This is a genomic window from Lactobacillus sp. B4005, from assembly GCF_026536045.1.
GTDB lineage: Bacteria > Bacillota > Bacilli > Lactobacillales > Lactobacillaceae > Lactobacillus > Lactobacillus panisapium.
On sequence record NZ_JAFNOZ010000001.1, the window covers coordinates 631508 to 650647 of the forward strand.

The 19140-nt window shown below is 38.1% G+C and carries 14 protein-coding genes; all 14 read right to left on the minus strand.

Annotated elements, in window-relative coordinates; all coding sequences use genetic code 11:
* Nucleotides 1-76: 76 nt before the first annotated feature.
* The 14 genes from J3U73_RS03025 to J3U73_RS03090 all read right to left on the minus strand — a co-directional run bounded on the left by J3U73_RS03025 (nt 77) and on the right by J3U73_RS03090 (nt 19140).
* On the minus strand, nt 77-2278 hold the full coding sequence (locus tag J3U73_RS03025) for a MucBP domain-containing protein (RefSeq protein WP_267409517.1): 2202 nt from the start codon (nt 2276-2278) through the stop codon (nt 77-79).
* Nucleotides 2279-2541: 263 nt separating this feature from the next.
* Entirely contained in the window at nt 2542-3684 is a 1143-nt protein-coding gene (gene dnaJ, locus J3U73_RS03030; RefSeq protein ID WP_267393083.1) for a molecular chaperone DnaJ, read from the minus strand.
* Nucleotides 3685-3762: 78 nt separating this feature from the next.
* Nucleotides 3763-5625, minus strand: a complete 1863-nt coding sequence (gene dnaK, locus J3U73_RS03035; protein WP_220268059.1) for a molecular chaperone DnaK — start codon at nt 5623-5625, stop codon at nt 3763-3765.
* 18 nt (nt 5626-5643) lie between these two features.
* On the minus strand, nt 5644-6237 hold the full coding sequence (grpE, locus tag J3U73_RS03040) for a nucleotide exchange factor GrpE (protein WP_267393087.1): 594 nt from the start codon (nt 6235-6237) through the stop codon (nt 5644-5646).
* 12 nt (nt 6238-6249) lie between these two features.
* Entirely contained in the window at nt 6250-7299 is a 1050-nt protein-coding gene (gene hrcA, locus J3U73_RS03045) for a heat-inducible transcriptional repressor HrcA (RefSeq protein ID WP_267393357.1), read from the minus strand.
* A 138-nt stretch (nt 7300-7437) separates the two neighbouring features.
* Complete coding sequence (gene ribF / locus J3U73_RS03050; RefSeq protein ID WP_267393089.1) at nt 7438-8370, minus strand: riboflavin biosynthesis protein RibF; 933 nt, start codon at nt 8368-8370, stop codon at nt 7438-7440.
* 21 nt (nt 8371-8391) lie between these two features.
* Entirely contained in the window at nt 8392-9285 is an 894-nt protein-coding gene (gene truB / locus J3U73_RS03055; protein WP_267393091.1) for a tRNA pseudouridine(55) synthase TruB, read from the minus strand.
* A gap of 42 nt (nt 9286-9327) precedes the next feature.
* Nucleotides 9328-9690, minus strand: coding sequence for a ribosome-binding factor A (locus J3U73_RS03060; protein ID WP_103751748.1), 363 nt, complete (start codon nt 9688-9690; stop codon nt 9328-9330).
* A gap of 18 nt (nt 9691-9708) precedes the next feature.
* Nucleotides 9709-12354: a translation initiation factor IF-2 gene (gene infB / locus J3U73_RS03065; RefSeq protein WP_267393093.1), complete on the minus strand. Its 2646-nt coding sequence runs from the start codon at nt 12352-12354 to the stop codon at nt 9709-9711.
* Nucleotides 12355-12358: 4 nt separating this feature from the next.
* Entirely contained in the window at nt 12359-12670 is a 312-nt protein-coding gene (locus tag J3U73_RS03070) for a ribosomal L7Ae/L30e/S12e/Gadd45 family protein (protein WP_220268064.1), read from the minus strand.
* Nucleotides 12671-12672: 2 nt separating this feature from the next.
* Entirely contained in the window at nt 12673-12969 is a 297-nt protein-coding gene (rnpM, locus tag J3U73_RS03075) for an RNase P modulator RnpM (protein WP_267393095.1), read from the minus strand.
* Between the two features lie 18 nt (nt 12970-12987).
* Nucleotides 12988-14232, minus strand: a complete 1245-nt coding sequence (nusA, locus tag J3U73_RS03080) for a transcription termination factor NusA (RefSeq protein WP_267393097.1) — start codon at nt 14230-14232, stop codon at nt 12988-12990.
* Between the two features lie 18 nt (nt 14233-14250).
* Nucleotides 14251-14724 carry a ribosome maturation factor RimP gene (gene rimP / locus J3U73_RS03085; RefSeq protein ID WP_220232053.1) on the minus strand — a complete coding sequence of 158 codons (474 nt, stop codon included), beginning with the start codon at nt 14722-14724 and terminating at the stop codon, nt 14251-14253.
* A gap of 105 nt (nt 14725-14829) precedes the next feature.
* On the minus strand, nt 14830-19140 hold the full coding sequence (locus J3U73_RS03090) for a PolC-type DNA polymerase III (protein ID WP_267393101.1): 4311 nt from the start codon (nt 19138-19140) through the stop codon (nt 14830-14832).

Here is a 19140-nt window from a genome sequence, read left to right on the forward strand (position 1 = left end):
AAGAAAGAGCATCAAACTATGCAATTATTTGATGCTCTTTCTAATTACTTATTTTTTTTAAAACAGTCTTTGTCCTTTACTTTTTTCGCCGCTTTAATAAGCCACCTAATACGTAACTGATCGATAGCATTAGATTGCCTAAAATTGTCCAAATGGCGATATGCTTTTGATCTGCTCCTGTTTGAGGAAGCAAATTCACATCCTGTTTTTGTTTACTGCTTGAGCTGGCCTTAGTTGCTAATTGTTTGATCTTAATCTTTTTATTACGTACTACAACTAAATTTTTAATCTTACCTGTCTTAAGCCGGTTAGATATCAATGCTTGACCATCAACCTTTTTTGACTTTTCCTTAGTTTGATCCCTTCGTCTAGTTACACCTAAAGTAATGCTTGCTTGACCTTCACTACCTACTTCATTTTTAATATAAATATAAGTTATCATCTGCTCGCTGGTGGTAAAGTAGCCAACTGGTTTCCCCTTTATTTCCTTGAAAGTATAACCCGGCAGGTCTTTTTGCTTGCTTTGATAGCTTTCTCCCACTTTGCCACTTAAAATTTCATCCGGCGCAATTTTATTGCCCTGCTCGTCTTGATAGTGCACAGTGATGGTTGAAGTTGTTGGCTCCGCAGGCTTTACTGGGTTCTTCGTGTAAATATAGACTACTTCTTTCGGTTCATCGGTATACGTGCCAGTACTATCGCCTTTTATTTCTTTGAAAGTATAACCCGGCAGGTCTTTTTGCTTGCTTTGATAGCTTTCTCCCACTTTGCCACTTAAAATTTCATCCGGTGCAATTTTATTGCCCTGCTCGTCTTGATAGTGCACAGTGATGGTTGAAGTTGTTGGCTCCGCAGGCTTTACTGGGTTCTTCGTGTAAATATAAACTACTTTTTTCGGTACATCGGTATACGTGCCAGTACTATCGCCCTTTATTTCTTTGAGGGTATAACCCGGCAGGTCTTTTTGCCCTACCTTGATATAGCTTGTTCCAAGTTCACCCATGAAATCCTGATGATCAGCAATTTTTCGGTAATTTTCATCACAATAGTAAACCCTAACGGTTCCAACGTGAATATAAGTACCATGATCAGTTATGCCATTATAATTTAGTAGTATATCCAATAAAGTCCTAGATTTTCCCCTTGCATTTTCAGTTGTTCCGTCACCTACATTAATCCACTGGCAAAATTTATGCTCGATATCATCGGTATCTCCCCAACGGTCTCGTCTAAATTTAAATTTTGGTCCCAGCACTATTTTTTTTAGGCTAGAAAGACGGGTTAACATCCTATAATCATTATCATTTTTATTCATGTCAAAGCTACTTAAATCTAGGCTGGTTAAGCTGCTACAGCTGTCAAACATATCATACATACTAGTTACTTGGCTAGTATCAAAGCTTCTCAAGTCTAGACTGGTTAAGCCACTGCAATCAACAAATACTCCGTCCATTTGGCTTACATTTTTGGTATTAAAGTGACTCACGTCTAGGCTAGTTATACCCTTACAATCGCAGAACATGAAGACCATACTTTTTACTTGACTCGTGTCAAAGTGACTCACGTCTAGGCTAGTCAAGCTACTGTCATTATTGAACAAGTATGACATGTTAGTTACTTGACTTGTGTCAAGTTGTTCTAAGCCAGAAATCATTTTTAAATTATCATAATCACCAAAAAGATATGTTGCATCACCTATAACTCTGATTTTGCCATTTATTGTGATTTTTTCTATACTATTTTTAGTTAAATTATCATACCAATAAAAGGGGTCCCAAGAGCGAAATTCCCCTGCTGGATTATCTAATATTACCGGCTGATCATTTGTGCCTCCCAAAATAGTTAATTCTTTATTTTCATCATCAAAAGTCGCTTTCAAGCCAATCCAACTAACCTCGCGAATTTTTGCTCTAGTTAAATCACTTGCTTTGACTGTTGCCTGATTAGTTGCCTCGTTCGAAGTCGACTCAGTTGTATTTGATTGCAAATTGCTGTCTAGCTCACTTGTAGTGCTTTCTTTACTAACAGCTGATTCTTTTTTTGTAGAGTTTACATCATCCTGACTATTTTGGTTGGCACTTTGACTAACAGAAATTCCCTTTTTAGTATCTGCCTTAATTGAAGATTGCATTATGTTTTGGTCACCAGTCAAACTGTCTGCCTCAACCACATTCTTATTAAGATATAGTCCTAATAGGACAGCAGCGGATGCACCAACAATCATACTACTTCTGATTGCTCTTGTTTTCTCCATTTGACCATTTTTACTAATTTTCATTCTATATATCACTCCGTTTTAATATTCTTATATCAAACTGCCACCATTTATTAATACTTAATATAATTGAATTATATAACTTTTTTCTCTATTAAAAAAGTATTTTATTAATATAAATTACGTAACTCTAAATATATTTAAGGGAAATTAAAAGAGCATTAAACTATACAAAATACAAAAGTTTGATGCTCTTTTATGATTGTCAATTTTTAATAATTATATTAAAAATAAACGCAAGATAATTTTATTTTTTTTAGAGAACTTTACTGCAATTTCTCTTTTAGTCTTTCAAAAAAGCCTTTTTCTTGGGGAGTGATTGAGCCGCCACCAGCTTTAACAAAGTCCACTAAAGCTTGCTTTTGCTTTTCGTTGATCGTTTTTGGAATCTGGACTTGAATAGTAGTAATCTGATCACCGTTGCCATTACCGCGAAGGTAAGGAACACCTTCACCACGGATAGTGAATTTTTTATTCGGTTGTGTACCTGCTGGTATCTTTAACTTCTTATCACCATGAACTGTCTTAACCGTAATTTCATCACCAAGAGTAGCCTGAGCAAATGAGATCGGTACGGTAGTATAAATTGTGTTTCCACTACGCTCAAATTCTTTAGATGGCTTAATCCGGTAGCTTATGTACAAATCACCATAAGGTCCACCATTTTTACCTGCTTCACCTTGACCTTCATAACGGAGTTGTTGGCCATTATCAATTCCAGCCGGAATATTAACCTCAATGGTATTTTTACCGTCTACAACGCCATTACCATGACAAGTCTTACATGGATGCTCAATGATGACACCCCGACCATGACATTTATCACAGGTAGTTTGCCGCCGAATTACACCAATCATTGACTTTTGGCTAACGGTCATTATTCCCGTACCACCACATTTGTCACAGGTAACAGGTTGAGTACCCTTTTCAGCACCGTTACCCTTGCAAGTTGGACAAGTTTCACTGCGAGTATAAGAAACTTGTGTTTTCTTGCCATTAATCGCATCCATAAAGTCAATTGTTAACGTATAATCAAGATCTTCTCCGCGAGTTGGTGCCTTCGGATCAACATGACGTGACGAAGCCCCAGCACCACCAAAGAAATCATTAAAAATATCGCCGAAATCGCCAAAGCCACCGAAGTCACCATATCCTTGACCGGCTCCACCGCCAAAGCCGCCCTGACCATTTACACCAGCAGAACCAAATTGGTCATATTGTGCCCGCTTTTGTTGGTCATGTAAAACTTCATATGCTTCGTTAATTTTTTTATATTTTTCCTCTGCGCCAGGTTCATGATTAATATCTGGATGATACTTTTTAGCTAGTTTACGGTAAGCAGAGTTAATTTCTTTATCACTGGCATTCCGATCAACGCCTAGCACATCATAGTAATCTTCTTGTGCCATCTAAAAGCTCCTTACTTTACAAAAGAAAAGAACTACTTATGCGGCAGTTCTTTTCTAATTTATTCAATTATAAACCCTTTATTTATCTGGGTCTACCTTATGAAATTCACCTTCGCCAGCAGAGCCATTATCAGAGCCGCCATCTTGTGAACCTGGGTTTTGTGGGCCTGCCTGCGGACCAGCTTGACCTTGAGCACCTTGAGCTCCACCGTTAGCTTGGTATAATTTTACGGCTAAATCTTGAGCAACTTTTGATAATTCATCCTTCTTGGCCTTCATTTCATCCAAGTTATTATCTTTTTGTGCCTTCTTCAAAGCCTCAAGAGCATCTTTAACCTTCTTAGTATCGTCATCTGATACCTTGTCTTTGACTTCATCTAAGGTCTTTTCAGTTGAGAAGATTAATTGGTCAACCTCATTGCGAAGATCGACTTCTTCCTTCTTCTTTTTATCCTCTTCAGCATGTTCTTCAGCTTCTTTTTGCATCTTTTGAATTTCTTCATCAGATAAGCCGGAAGAACTCTTAATAGTAATCTTTTGTTCTTTTCCAGTACCCATATCCTTAGCAGATACATTAACGATACCATTCTTATCGATATCAAATGTAACTTGGATTTGTGGTACACCACGAGGAGCAGCAGGAATGTCAGTTAACTCAAAGCGACCCAAAGTCTTGTCATCAGCTGCCATTGGACGTTCACCTTGTAAAACATGAACATCTACCGCTGGTTGATTATCAGCTGCAGTTGAGAAAATTTGGCTCTTTGAAGTTGGAATTGTGGTGTTCTTCTCAATTAATTTAGTGAAGACGCCACCCATTGTTTCAATCCCTAATGAAAGTGGTGTAACATCAAGTAATACGACATCTTTAACATCACCGGAGATAACCCCACCTTGAATAGCGGCACCTAAAGCTACAGCTTCATCTGGGTTGATTGAATGGTCAGGTTCCTTACCAGCCCATTTTTTAACTGCTTCTTGAACAGCAGGTATACGAGTTGAACCACCGTTTAAAATAACTTTATCAATATCGCCAACAGTTAAATCGGCATCCTTCAAAGCATTATCAAATGGAACCTTGGTACGATCAACTAAATCAGCAGTCAATTCATCAAACTTAGCACGAGTTAAGTCAGCTTCAAGGTGAAGAGGACCAGACTCACCAGCAGAAATGAACGGAAGAGAAATATGAGTTGATGATACACCTGATAAATCTTTCTTAGCTTTTTCAGCAGCATCCTTTAACCGTTGTAAAGCCATCTTGTCTTTAGAAAGGTCAACGCCATTTTCATCTTTAAAGTTCTTGATAAGCCAGTCAATAATCTTATTATCAAAGTCATCCCCACCAAGGTGAGTATCACCGTTAGTCGAAAGAACTTGGAAGACGCCATCACCTAATTGCAATACAGAAACATCAAACGTACCACCACCAAGGTCGTAAACTAACACTTTCTCGTCTTCGGCATCTTTATCAAGACCGTAAGCAAGTGATGATGCAGTAGGCTCATTGATGATCCGTTTAACTTCTAAACCGGCAATCTTACCGGCATCCTTAGTAGCTTGACGTTGTGCATCGTTGAAGTATGCGGGTACGGTGATAACTGCTTCCGTAACTTTTTCACCTAAATAATCTTCAGAAAATTTCTTGATATATTGTAAAATCATGGCAGAAATTTCTTGTGGAGTATAAGACTTATCGCCAATTTTTACCTTGTAATCGGTCTCACCCATATGACGCTTAATTGATGAGATTGTGTTAGGGTTAGTGATTGCTTGTCTCTTAGCAACTTCACCTACTTGAATTTCACCATCTTTAAATGCGACAACGGAGGGAGTGGTACGGTTACCTTCTGGGTTAGTAATAATCTTTGGTTCTTTACCCTCTAAAACTGCTACTGCTGAGTTAGTGGTTCCGAGGTCAATACCGATAACTTTTGACATTAATAATCTTCCTTTCAATTATTGTGCAACAACAACCATTGCTGGTCTTAGTGTACGATCTTTATATGAATATCCTTTTTGTAAAACTTGAACAACGTGATCTTTTTGTTCATCATTTTCAGCTTCTATGGTTTGTACTGCTTGATGTAAATTAGGATCAAATTTAGCTCCCTCAGCTTCAATTTCACTGATACCATGATCCTTCATCGCCTTAATCAAAGCATCCAAGGTCATTTGGACACCCTTTTTAAGTTGTTTAGAAGCTTCATCATCTACTTTAGTATTCAAGGCACGTTCAAGGTTATCCATTGCTGGTAGAACATCCTTTGCTAAAGATTGTGATTCATACTTGATTAATTGTGCACGCTCATTATTGTAGCGATTTTGCATATTTTGCATTTCCGCTTGACTACGAAGGAATTTATCCTCCAAGTCTTTCTTTTCTTCTTGAGCTTTGGCTAAATTTTCCGCAAGCTTTTTTTCTGCAGAATTTTGATCTTTGTGCTCGTCAGCCTTAGTATTTACTTTGTTTTTCTCATCTTTTTTAGCCTTTTTTGTTTGACTTTGTTTTTTAGCCAAATCTTTTTCGCTAACATATTTTTCCTTACTCACGGCTAACCTCCTTTATTTAAACCTGCCATAATATTCAAGCAGTTTCTTAGCCAATTCATTTCTAAAATATTCCAAAAGGCCAATAACTTGTGAATATGGCATATTATTTGGACCAAGTAAAGCAATTATGCCCTTGCCATGGGAGCCAACGCTATACTCTGCCGTAAGCAGACTATAATCTCTTAACAAATCATTTGACAATTCAGAACCCAAACTTACACGTACCGGATATTTACCACGTTCTGAATTAATCTTGTCATCAACAAAATTAGAAATCAAATCATTGTGATCAATCAATTCATATAGTGAACGCAAGTTAGAAACATCATCATACGAACTATTATTCAATAAGTTGATTTGACCATCAACATACATCTGCTCACTAGCAGCATCGTTAATAACATCTTCAACTAAATCAATTAGTTCGCTTACATGATTGCTCGTTAGCTTTTTACCTAAAGTCTGATTAAGCAAGGTAGGAGTTATCTCGCTTAAATCTTTTCCTACGAGTTTATCGTTAATCATCCGCACAGCTTTTTCTACTTCATCACCATGTACATTATAAGGTAAGCTGTAAACTTGGCTATGGACGTTACCATCACTGGTTACCAAGATTGCCATAATTTGGCGATTGAATAACGGTACGATTCGAAAGCCAGTAATAGTTAAATCACTATTTTCTGGTCCCTCCGCAAAAGCAGTATAATTAGTCAAGTCAGAAAGAATTTTGGCAGCTTCCTGCACAATCTCGTTGACTTGGTGAAAAGGCTGATCTAATTGACTAACAATTTTCTGGTAAACAGACGAAGGGATTTGAAGAGGTTCAAGCAAATTATCTAAGTAATACCGATAACCTTCAGTAGACGGTACGCGTCCACTGGAAAGGTGTGTTTTCTCAAGTAATCCCTTCTCTTCCAAAGCAGCCATTTCATTACGAATAGTTGCACTCGAAACTTTAATTGGCAACTGATTCATGACCGTCTTAGATCCAACCGGTTCATGCGTTTGCGTAAAATCATTAATAATTGTCTTTAAAATTAATTCTTGACGTTCGGTCAACATAAAAATCGCCCTCACTTTTAGCACTCATACTTATCAGGTGCTAACAATTATTATGATACTAGTTTTTAGCAGAATGTCAAGTCGAGTGCTAAACTTTTTCTGACAAAATGCAGTTTTCTAATTAACCGGAAGAATTTATTAGTTTCTCTGCGCAAAATAAGCCTTTATTTGAGCTTCATCTTGTTTCATCTGCATTTTTAACTCGTTCAAGTTAGCAAACTTAATCTCACCACGTGTATACTTGTACCATTTTATAACCATGTCCTCGTCATAAGCTTCTTCATTAAACCCAAATAAATTAGATTCAATAAAAATCTTCTTATTATCATTAATAGTTACATTATAGCCAACACTGGTCATTGAGTCATACCATTGACCCTTAATTTTAGTTCGGGTTGCATACACGCCAACCTTTGGCACCACTTTGTTAGTATCCCATACTAGATTAGCTGTAGGAAAGCCCAATTTATGTCCATTACGCAGACCATGACCTACTGTCCCAGACATAACATATGGCGCACCCAAAAGTTTTTGTGCTAAGTCCATCTGACCAGCAGTAATTGCCTTTTTAATTTCCGTCGAGCCAATCTTTTGCCCATCATAAGATTGTTTCGGAACATCAATTATTTCAAATCTGCCTCTAGCAAATTTAGGAAAATTTTTCATATTAGCAATATCTTTGGGACCATAAGTATAATCAAAGCCAGCCACTACCGTGTCAGCACCCAGTTTGACGACAATGTTATCAACAAATTCTTGTGCTGTTAACTGGCAAAATTGCTCATTAAAATGCATGACCAATAAATAGTCAACACCAAGTTTTTGCATTTTATAGGCTTTTTCACCTAAATTATCTATATAGGTAACTTGTGAATTTTGGTAAACCTCTTTAGGATGACGGTCAAAGGTCATTACAACCAAGGGCAAGTGCTTGTTGTCTGCCTTTTTTTTGGCAATTTTAATTAACTGTTGGTGTCCGAGATGGACACCATCAAAAAAACCAAGCGCTAAGATAATATTAGTTGGAAATAGCTTTTCGCCGATGGGGTAAGTTAAATGGATAATGTGCACGATAAATAACCTTCATTTCACCTATTCGTTTTGTAACAGCATCAAATCAGGGCGATAAACAGCATCATCCTTTTGATAGATTGCTTTAACGCTATTATTGTACCTTAATGCAACCCTTTTTGCATTCGTTTTCAAAGGAATTGAATTGCCATTTTTTACTTTTAGCCATTGACCATTAGTTAAATCACAAGTTTCATAATCCTTAAAAAAGGCATCAATTGGTTGAATAAAGTTGGTCACTTCATCAGGATGAGCAATAATTTGATCAAGTTTAACCGCTTGATCAATGATAAAACCAGAACTTGCAGTCCGGCGTAATGTTTTCATCACGGCTGGAACCCCGAGCCGGGTGCCTAAGTCATTAACAAGGGATCTTACATAAGTACCTTTACTACATTCAATTTGAAAATCAAATTCTTGAAAACCGGTTTTTGAATCAAATACCGGTTCAGACATAGTATCATAGGCAAAAATTTGCACTTGCCTTTTTGGCCGGTCTACTTCGATACCCTCACGAGCGTATTCATATAGATGCTTACCATTAACCCGGACAGCTGAATAAATTGGTGGTACCTGTTCAATTTGGCCAACAAATTTCTGCATTTGCTGTTCAATTTCTTCTTTTGCAATCGGATCAGTCAACTTCTGACTTTTGAGAACCTTACCACTTATATCATAGCTATCAGTAGCATAGCCTAAAATAGCTGTTCCCACATATTTCTTATTTTGCGTATGCATTAATTCAATTAACTTGGTGGCCTGACCAATTGCTATTGGCAAAACACCAGTTACATCGGGATCCAAAGTACCAGCATGACCGATTTTCCTAATATGAAGGGCTTTGCGTAAATGGTAGACGACGTCAGCACTGGTCATGCCTTTGTCTTTATCAACCACTAAAATTCCATTTATCATTTTACCTTACCCACTAAAAAAGCGCCCAACAGCGCTTTTTGGTTAATTATTTCGATCTTCATCTTGCTTTTTAACTTCAGCAATTAGTCGATCAATTTTACTACCATATTTTACTGAATTGTCTCGCTTGAAAATTAATTCAGGCACTTTATAAACTGTTAAAATTTGACCAAGCAAATGACGCATCATGCCCTTTGCTTTTTCAAGTCCTGCAGCAGCTTCTTCTTCCTTTTTTGGATTTTCAGAAAGAATGCTGTAGTAAACAGTTGCATACGACAAATCATTAGTACATTCAACTGCAGTAATTGTAACATCGCTTACGCGTGGATCACGAATATTTTTCCGCAGAATTTTGGTTAATTCACGGAGGATCTCTCCTTCAACACGACCTACTCTGTGTTTCATGTTTTCCTCCCCGTCAAACTAGTTAGGCTTAACTTCTTGCTGTTCAACTGCTTCTAATTCATCACCAATTTTAATGTCATTATAACCTTCAATTGTCAAACCACAATCAAAACCTTGCTTAACAATTTTAGCATCATCCTTAAATCGCTTAAGTGAAGCAACTTTACCGTTATAAATGACCACACCGTCACGAATTAAGTTGACATCAGAATCGCGTGTGATGTAACCCGAGTCAACAAAAGCACCGGCAATAGTTCCAACTTTAGAAACTTTCCAAGTTTCACGAACTGTTAAGTTGCCGACAACCTTGTCCTCGTATGTTGGCTCAAGCATTCCTTGCATAGCTGCCTTAACATCATCAATCGCCTTGTAAATAATACTATATAAGCGAATATCGACACCATCAGCCTCAGCTTGCGACTTAGCAGTTGCCGTTGGTCGAACATTAAAGCCGATGATGAAGGCATTGGAAGCACCAGCCAATGTGACATCAGATTCATTAACGGCACCTACGCCTGCGTGAATAATGTTAACGCGAACGCCCTCTACCTCAATCTTTTCTAGAGATTGTTGCAAAGCTTCTGTCGAACCTTGAACATCTGCCTTTAAGACAACATCGACTTCCTTCATATTCTCTTTCTTCATTGTGTCAAACAAATTATCAAGAGTAACATGAGTAACATTTTCACGTGATTGTTGTAATGCTTGTTGAGCTCTTTGCTCACCAACACTTCGAGCAGTCTTTTCGTCATCAAAGACAACGACCTTATCAGCTGATTCAGGAACATCATTCAAACCAGTAATTTCAACTGGCATTGAAGGTGTTGCCTTTTCAACCTGCCGACCACGATCATTGGTCATTACCCGAACACGACCAAACCGGTTACCAACAACAATTGGATCACCAGTATGAAGCGTACCTTGTTGAACTAACAAGTCGGCAACTGGACCACGTCCACGAGACAACCGAGCTTCAATAACCGTACCGATAGCTTTTTGTTTTGGATCAGCCTTTAATTCCATCACATCAGCTTGAAGTAAAATCATTTGCAATAATTCATCAACATTTTCACCAGTTTTGGCAGAAATATTAACAAAGATGGTATCGCCACCGTAATCTTCTGGAATAAGATTATACTTCATCAATTGCTCAGTAACATGTTGTGGGTTGGCGCCTGGAGCATCCATTTTATTGATTGCAACAATGATTGGAACTTTAGCGCTTTTAGCATGATCAATAGCTTCAATTGTTTGTGGCATTACACCGTCATCAGCAGCTACGACCAAAACAACAATATCAGTAATCTCTGCACCACGTTCACGCATATTTGAAAAGGCCGCGTGTCCAGGGGTATCCAAGAAGGTAATCAAATGATTATCAATTCTAACCTGATATGCACCAATCTTTTGCGTAATACCGCCAGCTTCATGATCGGTAACATGAGTATGACGTAAACGATCAAGTAAAGTCGTCTTTCCGTGGTCGACGTGACCCATGATTGTGACTACAGGTGGGCGCTTAATCTGATGCTTAGATTCCTTAGAGGCTTCCATTCTCTTATTATATAAGTTATCGATATCAGACATGTCTTCATGAACTTTTTCTTCAGAATTAATTCCGTATTCAGCTGCAACTAGTTCAATTGCATCCTTGTCCAAAGATTGATTTTGATTAGTCATCACCCCAAGCATGAATAACTTTTTAACAATTTCTGCTGGTTCACGGTGAAGAATTTTACCCAAATCCTGTGCATTCATCCCAACTTCATAAACTAAAGTTTCTGGTAATGGACGCTCTTTTCTTTGGGTTGGCTGCTTTTTCGGCATTTGTTCATATTGACGTTTCTTATTCTTGCGCTTACGCTTCTCTTGGTGCTTAGAATAAGTATTGTTGTTATTGCCGAATGCTTGATTCTTTCCTTTGCGACCTGGTTTACCATTATTACGTGAATTATGGCCATTGCCACGACGCTTTTCTTCTTTGGCAGGTTCTGGAACAGAATTATTGTCGATAGCCTTGGGCCGCTCTGAAGTAGCAGTTTGGTTTTGTTTCATTCTAGCTGGCGAAGGCTTAATAATTTTAGGACCGGTCACTTTAGAAGCAGAAGTTTCAACCTTCTTTACTTTAACAACATCTTGCTTCTTGGCACTGGTTTCTTCCTCAGTTTCTTGTGGTTTACTCGTATTATTCTTATAAGACTCACGAGCCCTTTCAGTTTGACGATTCAGCGTACTCTCTTCAACTCTCTGTTTTTGTTTTAATTGCTTCAAAAGATCTTGTGCAGCGGGTTTCTGTGTTCTTGTGGATTGTTCTCGGTTAGAACGTTGCTGTGAATAATCTTGCCCTTTGCGATTGCGGTTGTTTGAACGGTGGTTATTATTGTGCCGATTGTTCTTATTACTTTTACCGTCTTCATGTTTTTTCTCATTTTTACGGATGGAAGCAACAGAAATCTTAATCTTGCTACTCTTTTTAGCAGCTTTTTCTTGCTTTTTGGCGGGAGCGGGGTTACGGAAACTACCCTTTAACTGATTCACTTGTGAATCCTCTAGTGATGACATATGATTTTTTACATCAAAGCCAAGGTCTTTCGCCTTATTGACCACATCTTTATTATCGATGCCTAAATCTTTTGCAATTTCATAGATTCTCTTCTTAGCCATCAAATCACACTCCTTCATTTATCTTTTGTATTAACGCTTTGCAAAAACCTGTATCAGTAATCCCCAATACCTTACGGTTTTTACCTATTGCATGCGATATCTCGCTACTGCTGAATTCAGAAATGACAGTAGCATCATTTTGCTTAGCAATTCGAGTAAGCTTTTCGCTTGTATCCGCGTGACTATCATTAGCCAAAATTACTATTTTAACTTTTTTTGCCTTTAAGCCAACTGATACGATTTCCAAACCGGAAACAAGCTTACCAGCTCGCTCAGCAAGTCCTAGCAAATTCAATGCCTTTTGTCTATTTTGCAACTTTAATCATCACCAAACAATTCTTTTCTTGCTTTTTGATGATCAACATAGGAATATAATTCTTCATAAAATGAAGCGGCAATTTTAACGCCTAAGCTTCGCTCAAGAACTCCTTTTTCTTTTGCTTGCTCAATTTTGTCAGGATCAAGCGATACATATGCACCACGTCCTGGCTTTTTCCCTGTAGGATCAACAGAAATGTTTTTTTTCTTATCAATTACAATCCGAACTAACTCTTTTTTCGGTTGCATGGTATTGGTTAATAAATCTTTCCGCATCGGAATTTTTCTTTTTTTCAAAAGAGTTCACCCCCTGCCTTATTCGTCGACAGTATCTTCACTTTCAGTAGAAGTTGGTTCAGCATCTTGCTCTGTTTCTTCATCCTCTTGAGTAGAAGTAGCGGCATCTTCATCATCAACGGCTGAAACGGAATCAGCAATATCTTCAGCGGCTTCATCTACTACATCGTTTAAAGCGGCATCTTCATTTTCCTGATTGGCTTCGTTTGAGCTTTCATCGACAAACTCAACTTCTGATTCTGGCCTGATGTCAATCTTGTAGCCTGTTAGCCGAGCAGCTAAACGAACATTCTGACCCTTTTTACCAATAGCAAGCGATAACTGGTAATCCGGAACAATTACCAATGCACTTTTTTCATCTTCTTCATCGCCAAATTGAACCGCAATAACTTCTGCAGGGTTCAATGCATTAGCAATAAAATCAGACGGATCTTCTTCATACTTAACGACGTCAATATTCTCACCACCGAGTTCATTAACTACGTTTTGAACACGGGCACCGCGTTGACCGACACAAGTACCAACAGGATCAATGTTTGGATCGTTAGACTTAACAGCAATTTTAGTTCTGTCTCCCGCTTCACGCGCAATCGAAACAATTTCTACTGTCCCATCGTAAATCTCAGGAACTTCTTGTTCAAAAAGACGCTTAACCATATCAGGGGCTGTCCGTGAAACAGTAATTTGTGCGCCCTTGGTATCAGAACCAACATGAGTGACAAGTACCCGAATTTGGTCTTGAGGGTTATAAGTTTCATTAGGCATCTGGTCATTTCTTGGCATAACAGCTTCAACATTACCAATTTTAACATAAACAAAGCGGTTGTCGCGACGTTCAACGGTACCCGTAATCAATTCATCTTCATATTGTGAATATTCGTTAATGATATGGTTTCTTTCAGCTTCCCGCAAATGTTGCATAATAACTTGTTTAGCTGTTTGTGCAGCAATTCGGCCAAAGTTTTTAGGTGCAACTTCAAATCTGATTTTATCGCCCAATTCGTATGCTTTATTAATGGCTAAAGCATCTTTCAAACTGATTTCAAGTCTGTCGTCGTGAACTTCTTCAACAACAACTTTCTCAGTCATTAATTTGAAATCGCCTCGGCGTTCATCAAATTCAACAACAACATTGGTTGCCTGATTATAATTCTTTTTATATGCCGCAACAAGCGCTGCCTCAATAGCTTCAACAATCACATCTTGTTTGATACCCTTTGTTTTTTCTAAAGTAGCAAACGCCTCTAGCATTTCTTTAGACATAAGTTTTAATCAGCCTTTCTAAAATTCAATTGCAAAACGTATATTTGCAATTAACTTACGGGGAATAGTTAATTGTTTCCGCCTTGTTTTTATCTTTACTTCTAATTCGATTTCATCAGTATTAAATGACTTTAACGTACCTTCGTATTCTTTTTCACCGAGAACTTTTTGGTAAAGGCCAACGTGAACGTAATTATTCAATGCTTTTTGCCAATCCTTCTCAGATTTTAAAGGACGTTCGATACCAGGAGAAGATAATTCTAAAACGTAAGGATCAGGGAATGGATCAGGCTCGATTTCATCTAACTTGGCGGAAATTAATTCACTAAGTCCAGCTATTTCGTCCATATCAATTCCATTTTCACGGTCAACATATATTCTTAAATAATTTTGACCTTTTTCTTTTACGTATTCAATATCTACAAATTCATCATTGCGTTGTTCAATGATTGGTTTGATCTCTGCAAGTACAGAATCTTTAACTTTCGCCAAGTACTTTCCTCCGTAATAAAAAGAGTGAGCAAAACTTGCTCACTCCGAATCATTTATTCGAACTTCTTTAAGAAGTATACCATAATTATATTAATACTGCAAAATTTAAAAAAGTGAAAGTTGATTTTGGTCAGGCATCCCTTCCAAAACTTCATTTTCTTCTAAATAATCCATAATTGTTTGCGAAACTTTTCCTCTCTTAGATAGGTCTTCTTTGGAGAGAAATTCTTGCTCGGTCCGAGCAGCCACGATTTGTTTTGCGGCATTATTTCCTAGACCAGGAACAGCGTTAAACGGAGCCAAAATAGTGTGCTTATCAATAATCTTAAAATTAGTTGCTTCTGAATTATTGATATCAACCATTTTAATCTTAATTCCCCGCTCAAGACACTCATTTGCAATTTCTAAAACAGTTAATAAGCTTTTATCCTTTGCTGAGGCATCATTACCCTTTTCTTGAATATCCGCCATTGCTTTCTTGACAGTATTTTTACCATGACTCATTGCTACTAAGTCGAAGAGGTCAGCCCGTACAGAAAAGTAAGCAGTGTAGTAAATTTCAGGGTAATATACTTTAAACCAAGCAATCCGCAAAGCCATTAGAATATAAGCAGTCGCGTGGGCCTTCGGGAACATATATTTAATCTTCAAACAAGACTCAATATACCAGTCGGGGATTTTATCATTTTTCTTCAAAACTGCCATGTCATCATCACTAATACCACGACCATGACGAACAGATTCCATCGTGGAAAATGCAACCTCTGGTTTTACCCCCCAGTGAATCAAGTCCATCATGATGTTATCCCGACACCCAATTACATCTTTCAACTTGCAAGTTCCATCATTGATAAGTTCTTCGGCATTGCCTAGCCAAACATCAGTACCATGAGAAAGTCCAGAAATCTGTAACAATTCAGAAAATGTGGTTGGCTTGGTTTCTTCTAGCATTCCACGAACAAATCTAGTTCCAAATTCTGGCACCCCTAGCGTTCCAGTTTTTGACTGAATTTGTTCAGGAGTCACTCCTAATATTTTTGGACTTGAGAAGAGTGACATGACACCTGGATCATCTGGTGGAATAGTCAGTGGATCAACTCCAGACAAGTCTTGCAGCATTCTGATCATCGTCGGGTCATCGTGTCCTAAAATATCAAATTTTAAGATATTATCATGAATTGAATGGAAGTCAAAGTGCGTGGTTTTCCAAGCAGCGTCAACATCATCGGCTGGATATTGAACAGGCGTGAAATCGTAAATGTCCATGTCGTCAGGAACAACGACGATTCCCGCTGGGTGCTGGCCCGTCGTTCTTTTTACTCCACTGACGCCAGCAGCCAACCGATCTAGTTCGGCTTTTCTTAAATTAAGTTCTTTTTCTTCATCGTAATGCTTAGCATAGCCATAGGCCGTTTTATCAGCCACAGTGGCAATAGTACCAGCACGATATGAATTGCCAGGGCCAAACATAACTCGAATAAAATTATGGGCAACAGGCTGATAGTCACCGGAAAAATTCAAATCGATATCTGGGACCTTATCACCGTGAAATCCTAGGAAAGTTGCAAATGGAATATCTTGACCATCTTTAACGAGCTCGGCACCACATTTAGGACATTTTTTGTCGGGCAAGTCATAACCAGACCCATATTCACCATTTTCAAAAAACTCTGAATACTGGCACTCTGGACAACGATAATGCGGCGCCAAAGGATTAACTTCAGTAATACCAGACATTGTTGCAACTAGACTAGATCCAACCGATCCCCGCGAACCAACTAAATAGCCATCTTTATTTGACTTAGCTACTAGTCGTTGAGAAATCAAGTAAATAACGGCATAGCCGTTAGATATAATCGAATTTAATTCCATATCCAAACGATCTTGAACAATCTTTGGAAGTGGCTTGCCATAGAGTTCATACGCTTTATCGTAGGTTAGCCGTTTCATTTCCTCGTCGGAATTTTCAATATGAGGTGGATACAGTCCATCCTTAATCGGCGCAATTTCTTCAACGGATTCAGCAATCTTGTTTGGATTAGTAATTACAATCTCTTTTGCTGCTTCTTCACCTAAAAAGCTAAACGCATCAAGCATTTCTTGCGTTGTATAAAAATGCAAATCGGCTTGTTTCTTGTTTCGTTCAGGATTACTACGCTGAGCAGAAATTAAAATTGTCCGGTAAATAGCATCATGTTCTTCCAAATAATGAGCATCGCCAGTTGCAACAACTGGTTTATCCAGTTCATGCCCCAACTTATAGATATTGGTTAGGATTTCTTCCAATTCTGCTTGGTCGGCAATTAAATGATCCTCAATTAACTGCGAATAATTTGCTGGTGGCTGCACTTCAAGGTAATCATAAAATTTGGCTTTTTTCCGTGCTTCGTCATACCCTTTCTGCATCATTGCAACAAAGACTTCGCCTTCAGAACAACCGGAACCATATAGTAGCCCCTCATGATTTTTAACTAAATCTGATTTAGGCGTACGTGGAATGCGATAAAAGTATTTGGTACTGGCTATTGATACCAAACGATACATATTTTTTAAACCTGCTTGGGTTTTAGCTAAAACGGTCATATGCTGCGGTCTTGCCCTCTGAAAGACTTGTCCGTGGGCAGCATAATCATTCATTTTACCAAGATCATCCTCACCATACTTTTTAGTAAAAGCTTCTAAAAGCTTAAACATTAAGTAACCCGTTGCTTCAGCATCTTGATTAGCACGGTGGTGATGTTCAAGAACAACATTATATTTCTTTGCAAGAGAATCTAACGTATGACGCGTTTGTTCTGGGTGAAGCAGCCTTGAAACTTCAAGTGTATCAACAACTGGTTGCGTAATTTCTGCTAAGTCCGCACGTCGTAAAGCGGCATTAACAAAACCGACATCAAACTGAACATTATGACCACATAACGGACGATCGCCATAAAAATCTTGAAACTGCTTAATAACAACAGCTTCATCATCGGCAGCCATGACCATTTCATCAGTAATCGAAGTTAAATTAATAGTTTGTTCACTTAATGGATGATGCGGATTAATAAATTTATCAAAGCGCTCCAGGACTTCACCGTCCTTCATTTTGACAGCACCAATTTCAATAATAGTGTCATAAACAGAAGACAAACCAGTTGTTTCAACGTCAAAAATCACAAATTCCCGGTTTTCGTAAGTCATAGGAGCTGGATTTAGCACTAACAAAGCATGATCATCAATCATGTTGGCTTCCAGACCATAAACAATTTTGACACCATTTTTCTTACCAGCATTATATGCTTCAGGGAAGGCTTGGACATCTGCGTGATCAGTAATTGCAATTGCCTTTTGACCAAATTTTTTAGCTGCGGCAACAAAATCCGAAGCAGTATTAGTTGCATCAAGCTGACTCATATTAGTATGAAGATGCAATTCTACCCGCTTTTCTTCACCATCGTATTTTTCTTGCCGGCCGACATGTTCTACTGCTTCAAAGCTGGCAACATTGAAAACCACATCATGACTCCATTGATCTTCTGAAGCTGATCCCTGCATTTTTGCCCAGGTGCCAGGTTTTAACTCTGAGATGCTATTCATTTGTTCTTTGTCAGAAATAAATTTCTTGAAAGAAATTGAATCTGAATAGTCAGTAATTTCACCGGTAAAAATCACGGTACCCGTCTTTAATTCGCGACTTTCAATATTGAAAATGTTACCTTCAATTACAACATTACGCGTTCCGTCAATTACCTCTTTTATTTGAGTGATTGGTAAACTCTCGTCAAGTTGCCGGCTGCCATAGCGTGTTTTCCTAGTCGGATAATTATTTTGCTGCTTCGGTTTTTCTTTAGGCGGAGCGGCATTGTATGCCTCCTGCATAATTTGCTCATGTTGCTCTTGTAACTGCTGTAAGCTGGCCAAGTTACTCTGTGAATTTGCTTCGTCTATTTCAGTCACAAATTTAAGATTAAAAAAGCCATAGTCGCGCATTTCTTCAGCAAGCTGGTCCAGCATCTTTTGCTCAATCAGACCATCAACAACTAAATTATCGACTGGAATAATCCAACGACTGTCCTCTTTTTTGGGTTTATGGTTAGAAATAAATTCTCGTGCAACCGGTTGTAAAACTTGCGAATTTTGCACGACAAAATGCCAATAGTCCGTAAGGTAGTCGTCTAATCCATCTTTCGTACGCACAAATAGACGGGTTTTAACAAAAGATGAAAAAGTAGCATTTATCGCCTTATTTAATGCGTCATATGTTTCAAATTTAAGGGGTGTAGTAAAAAGAACGTGAATATCCCACCTATGTTCTTTAGCGTAAACATCCACGTTCTCAATTTCGCCTTTTTGCAACAAATCATTATCTGAAAATTGATTTGGAAAATTAATCTGTTGTAAAAGTCGTAAGAAAAGTTCGTTTTTATTAATCAC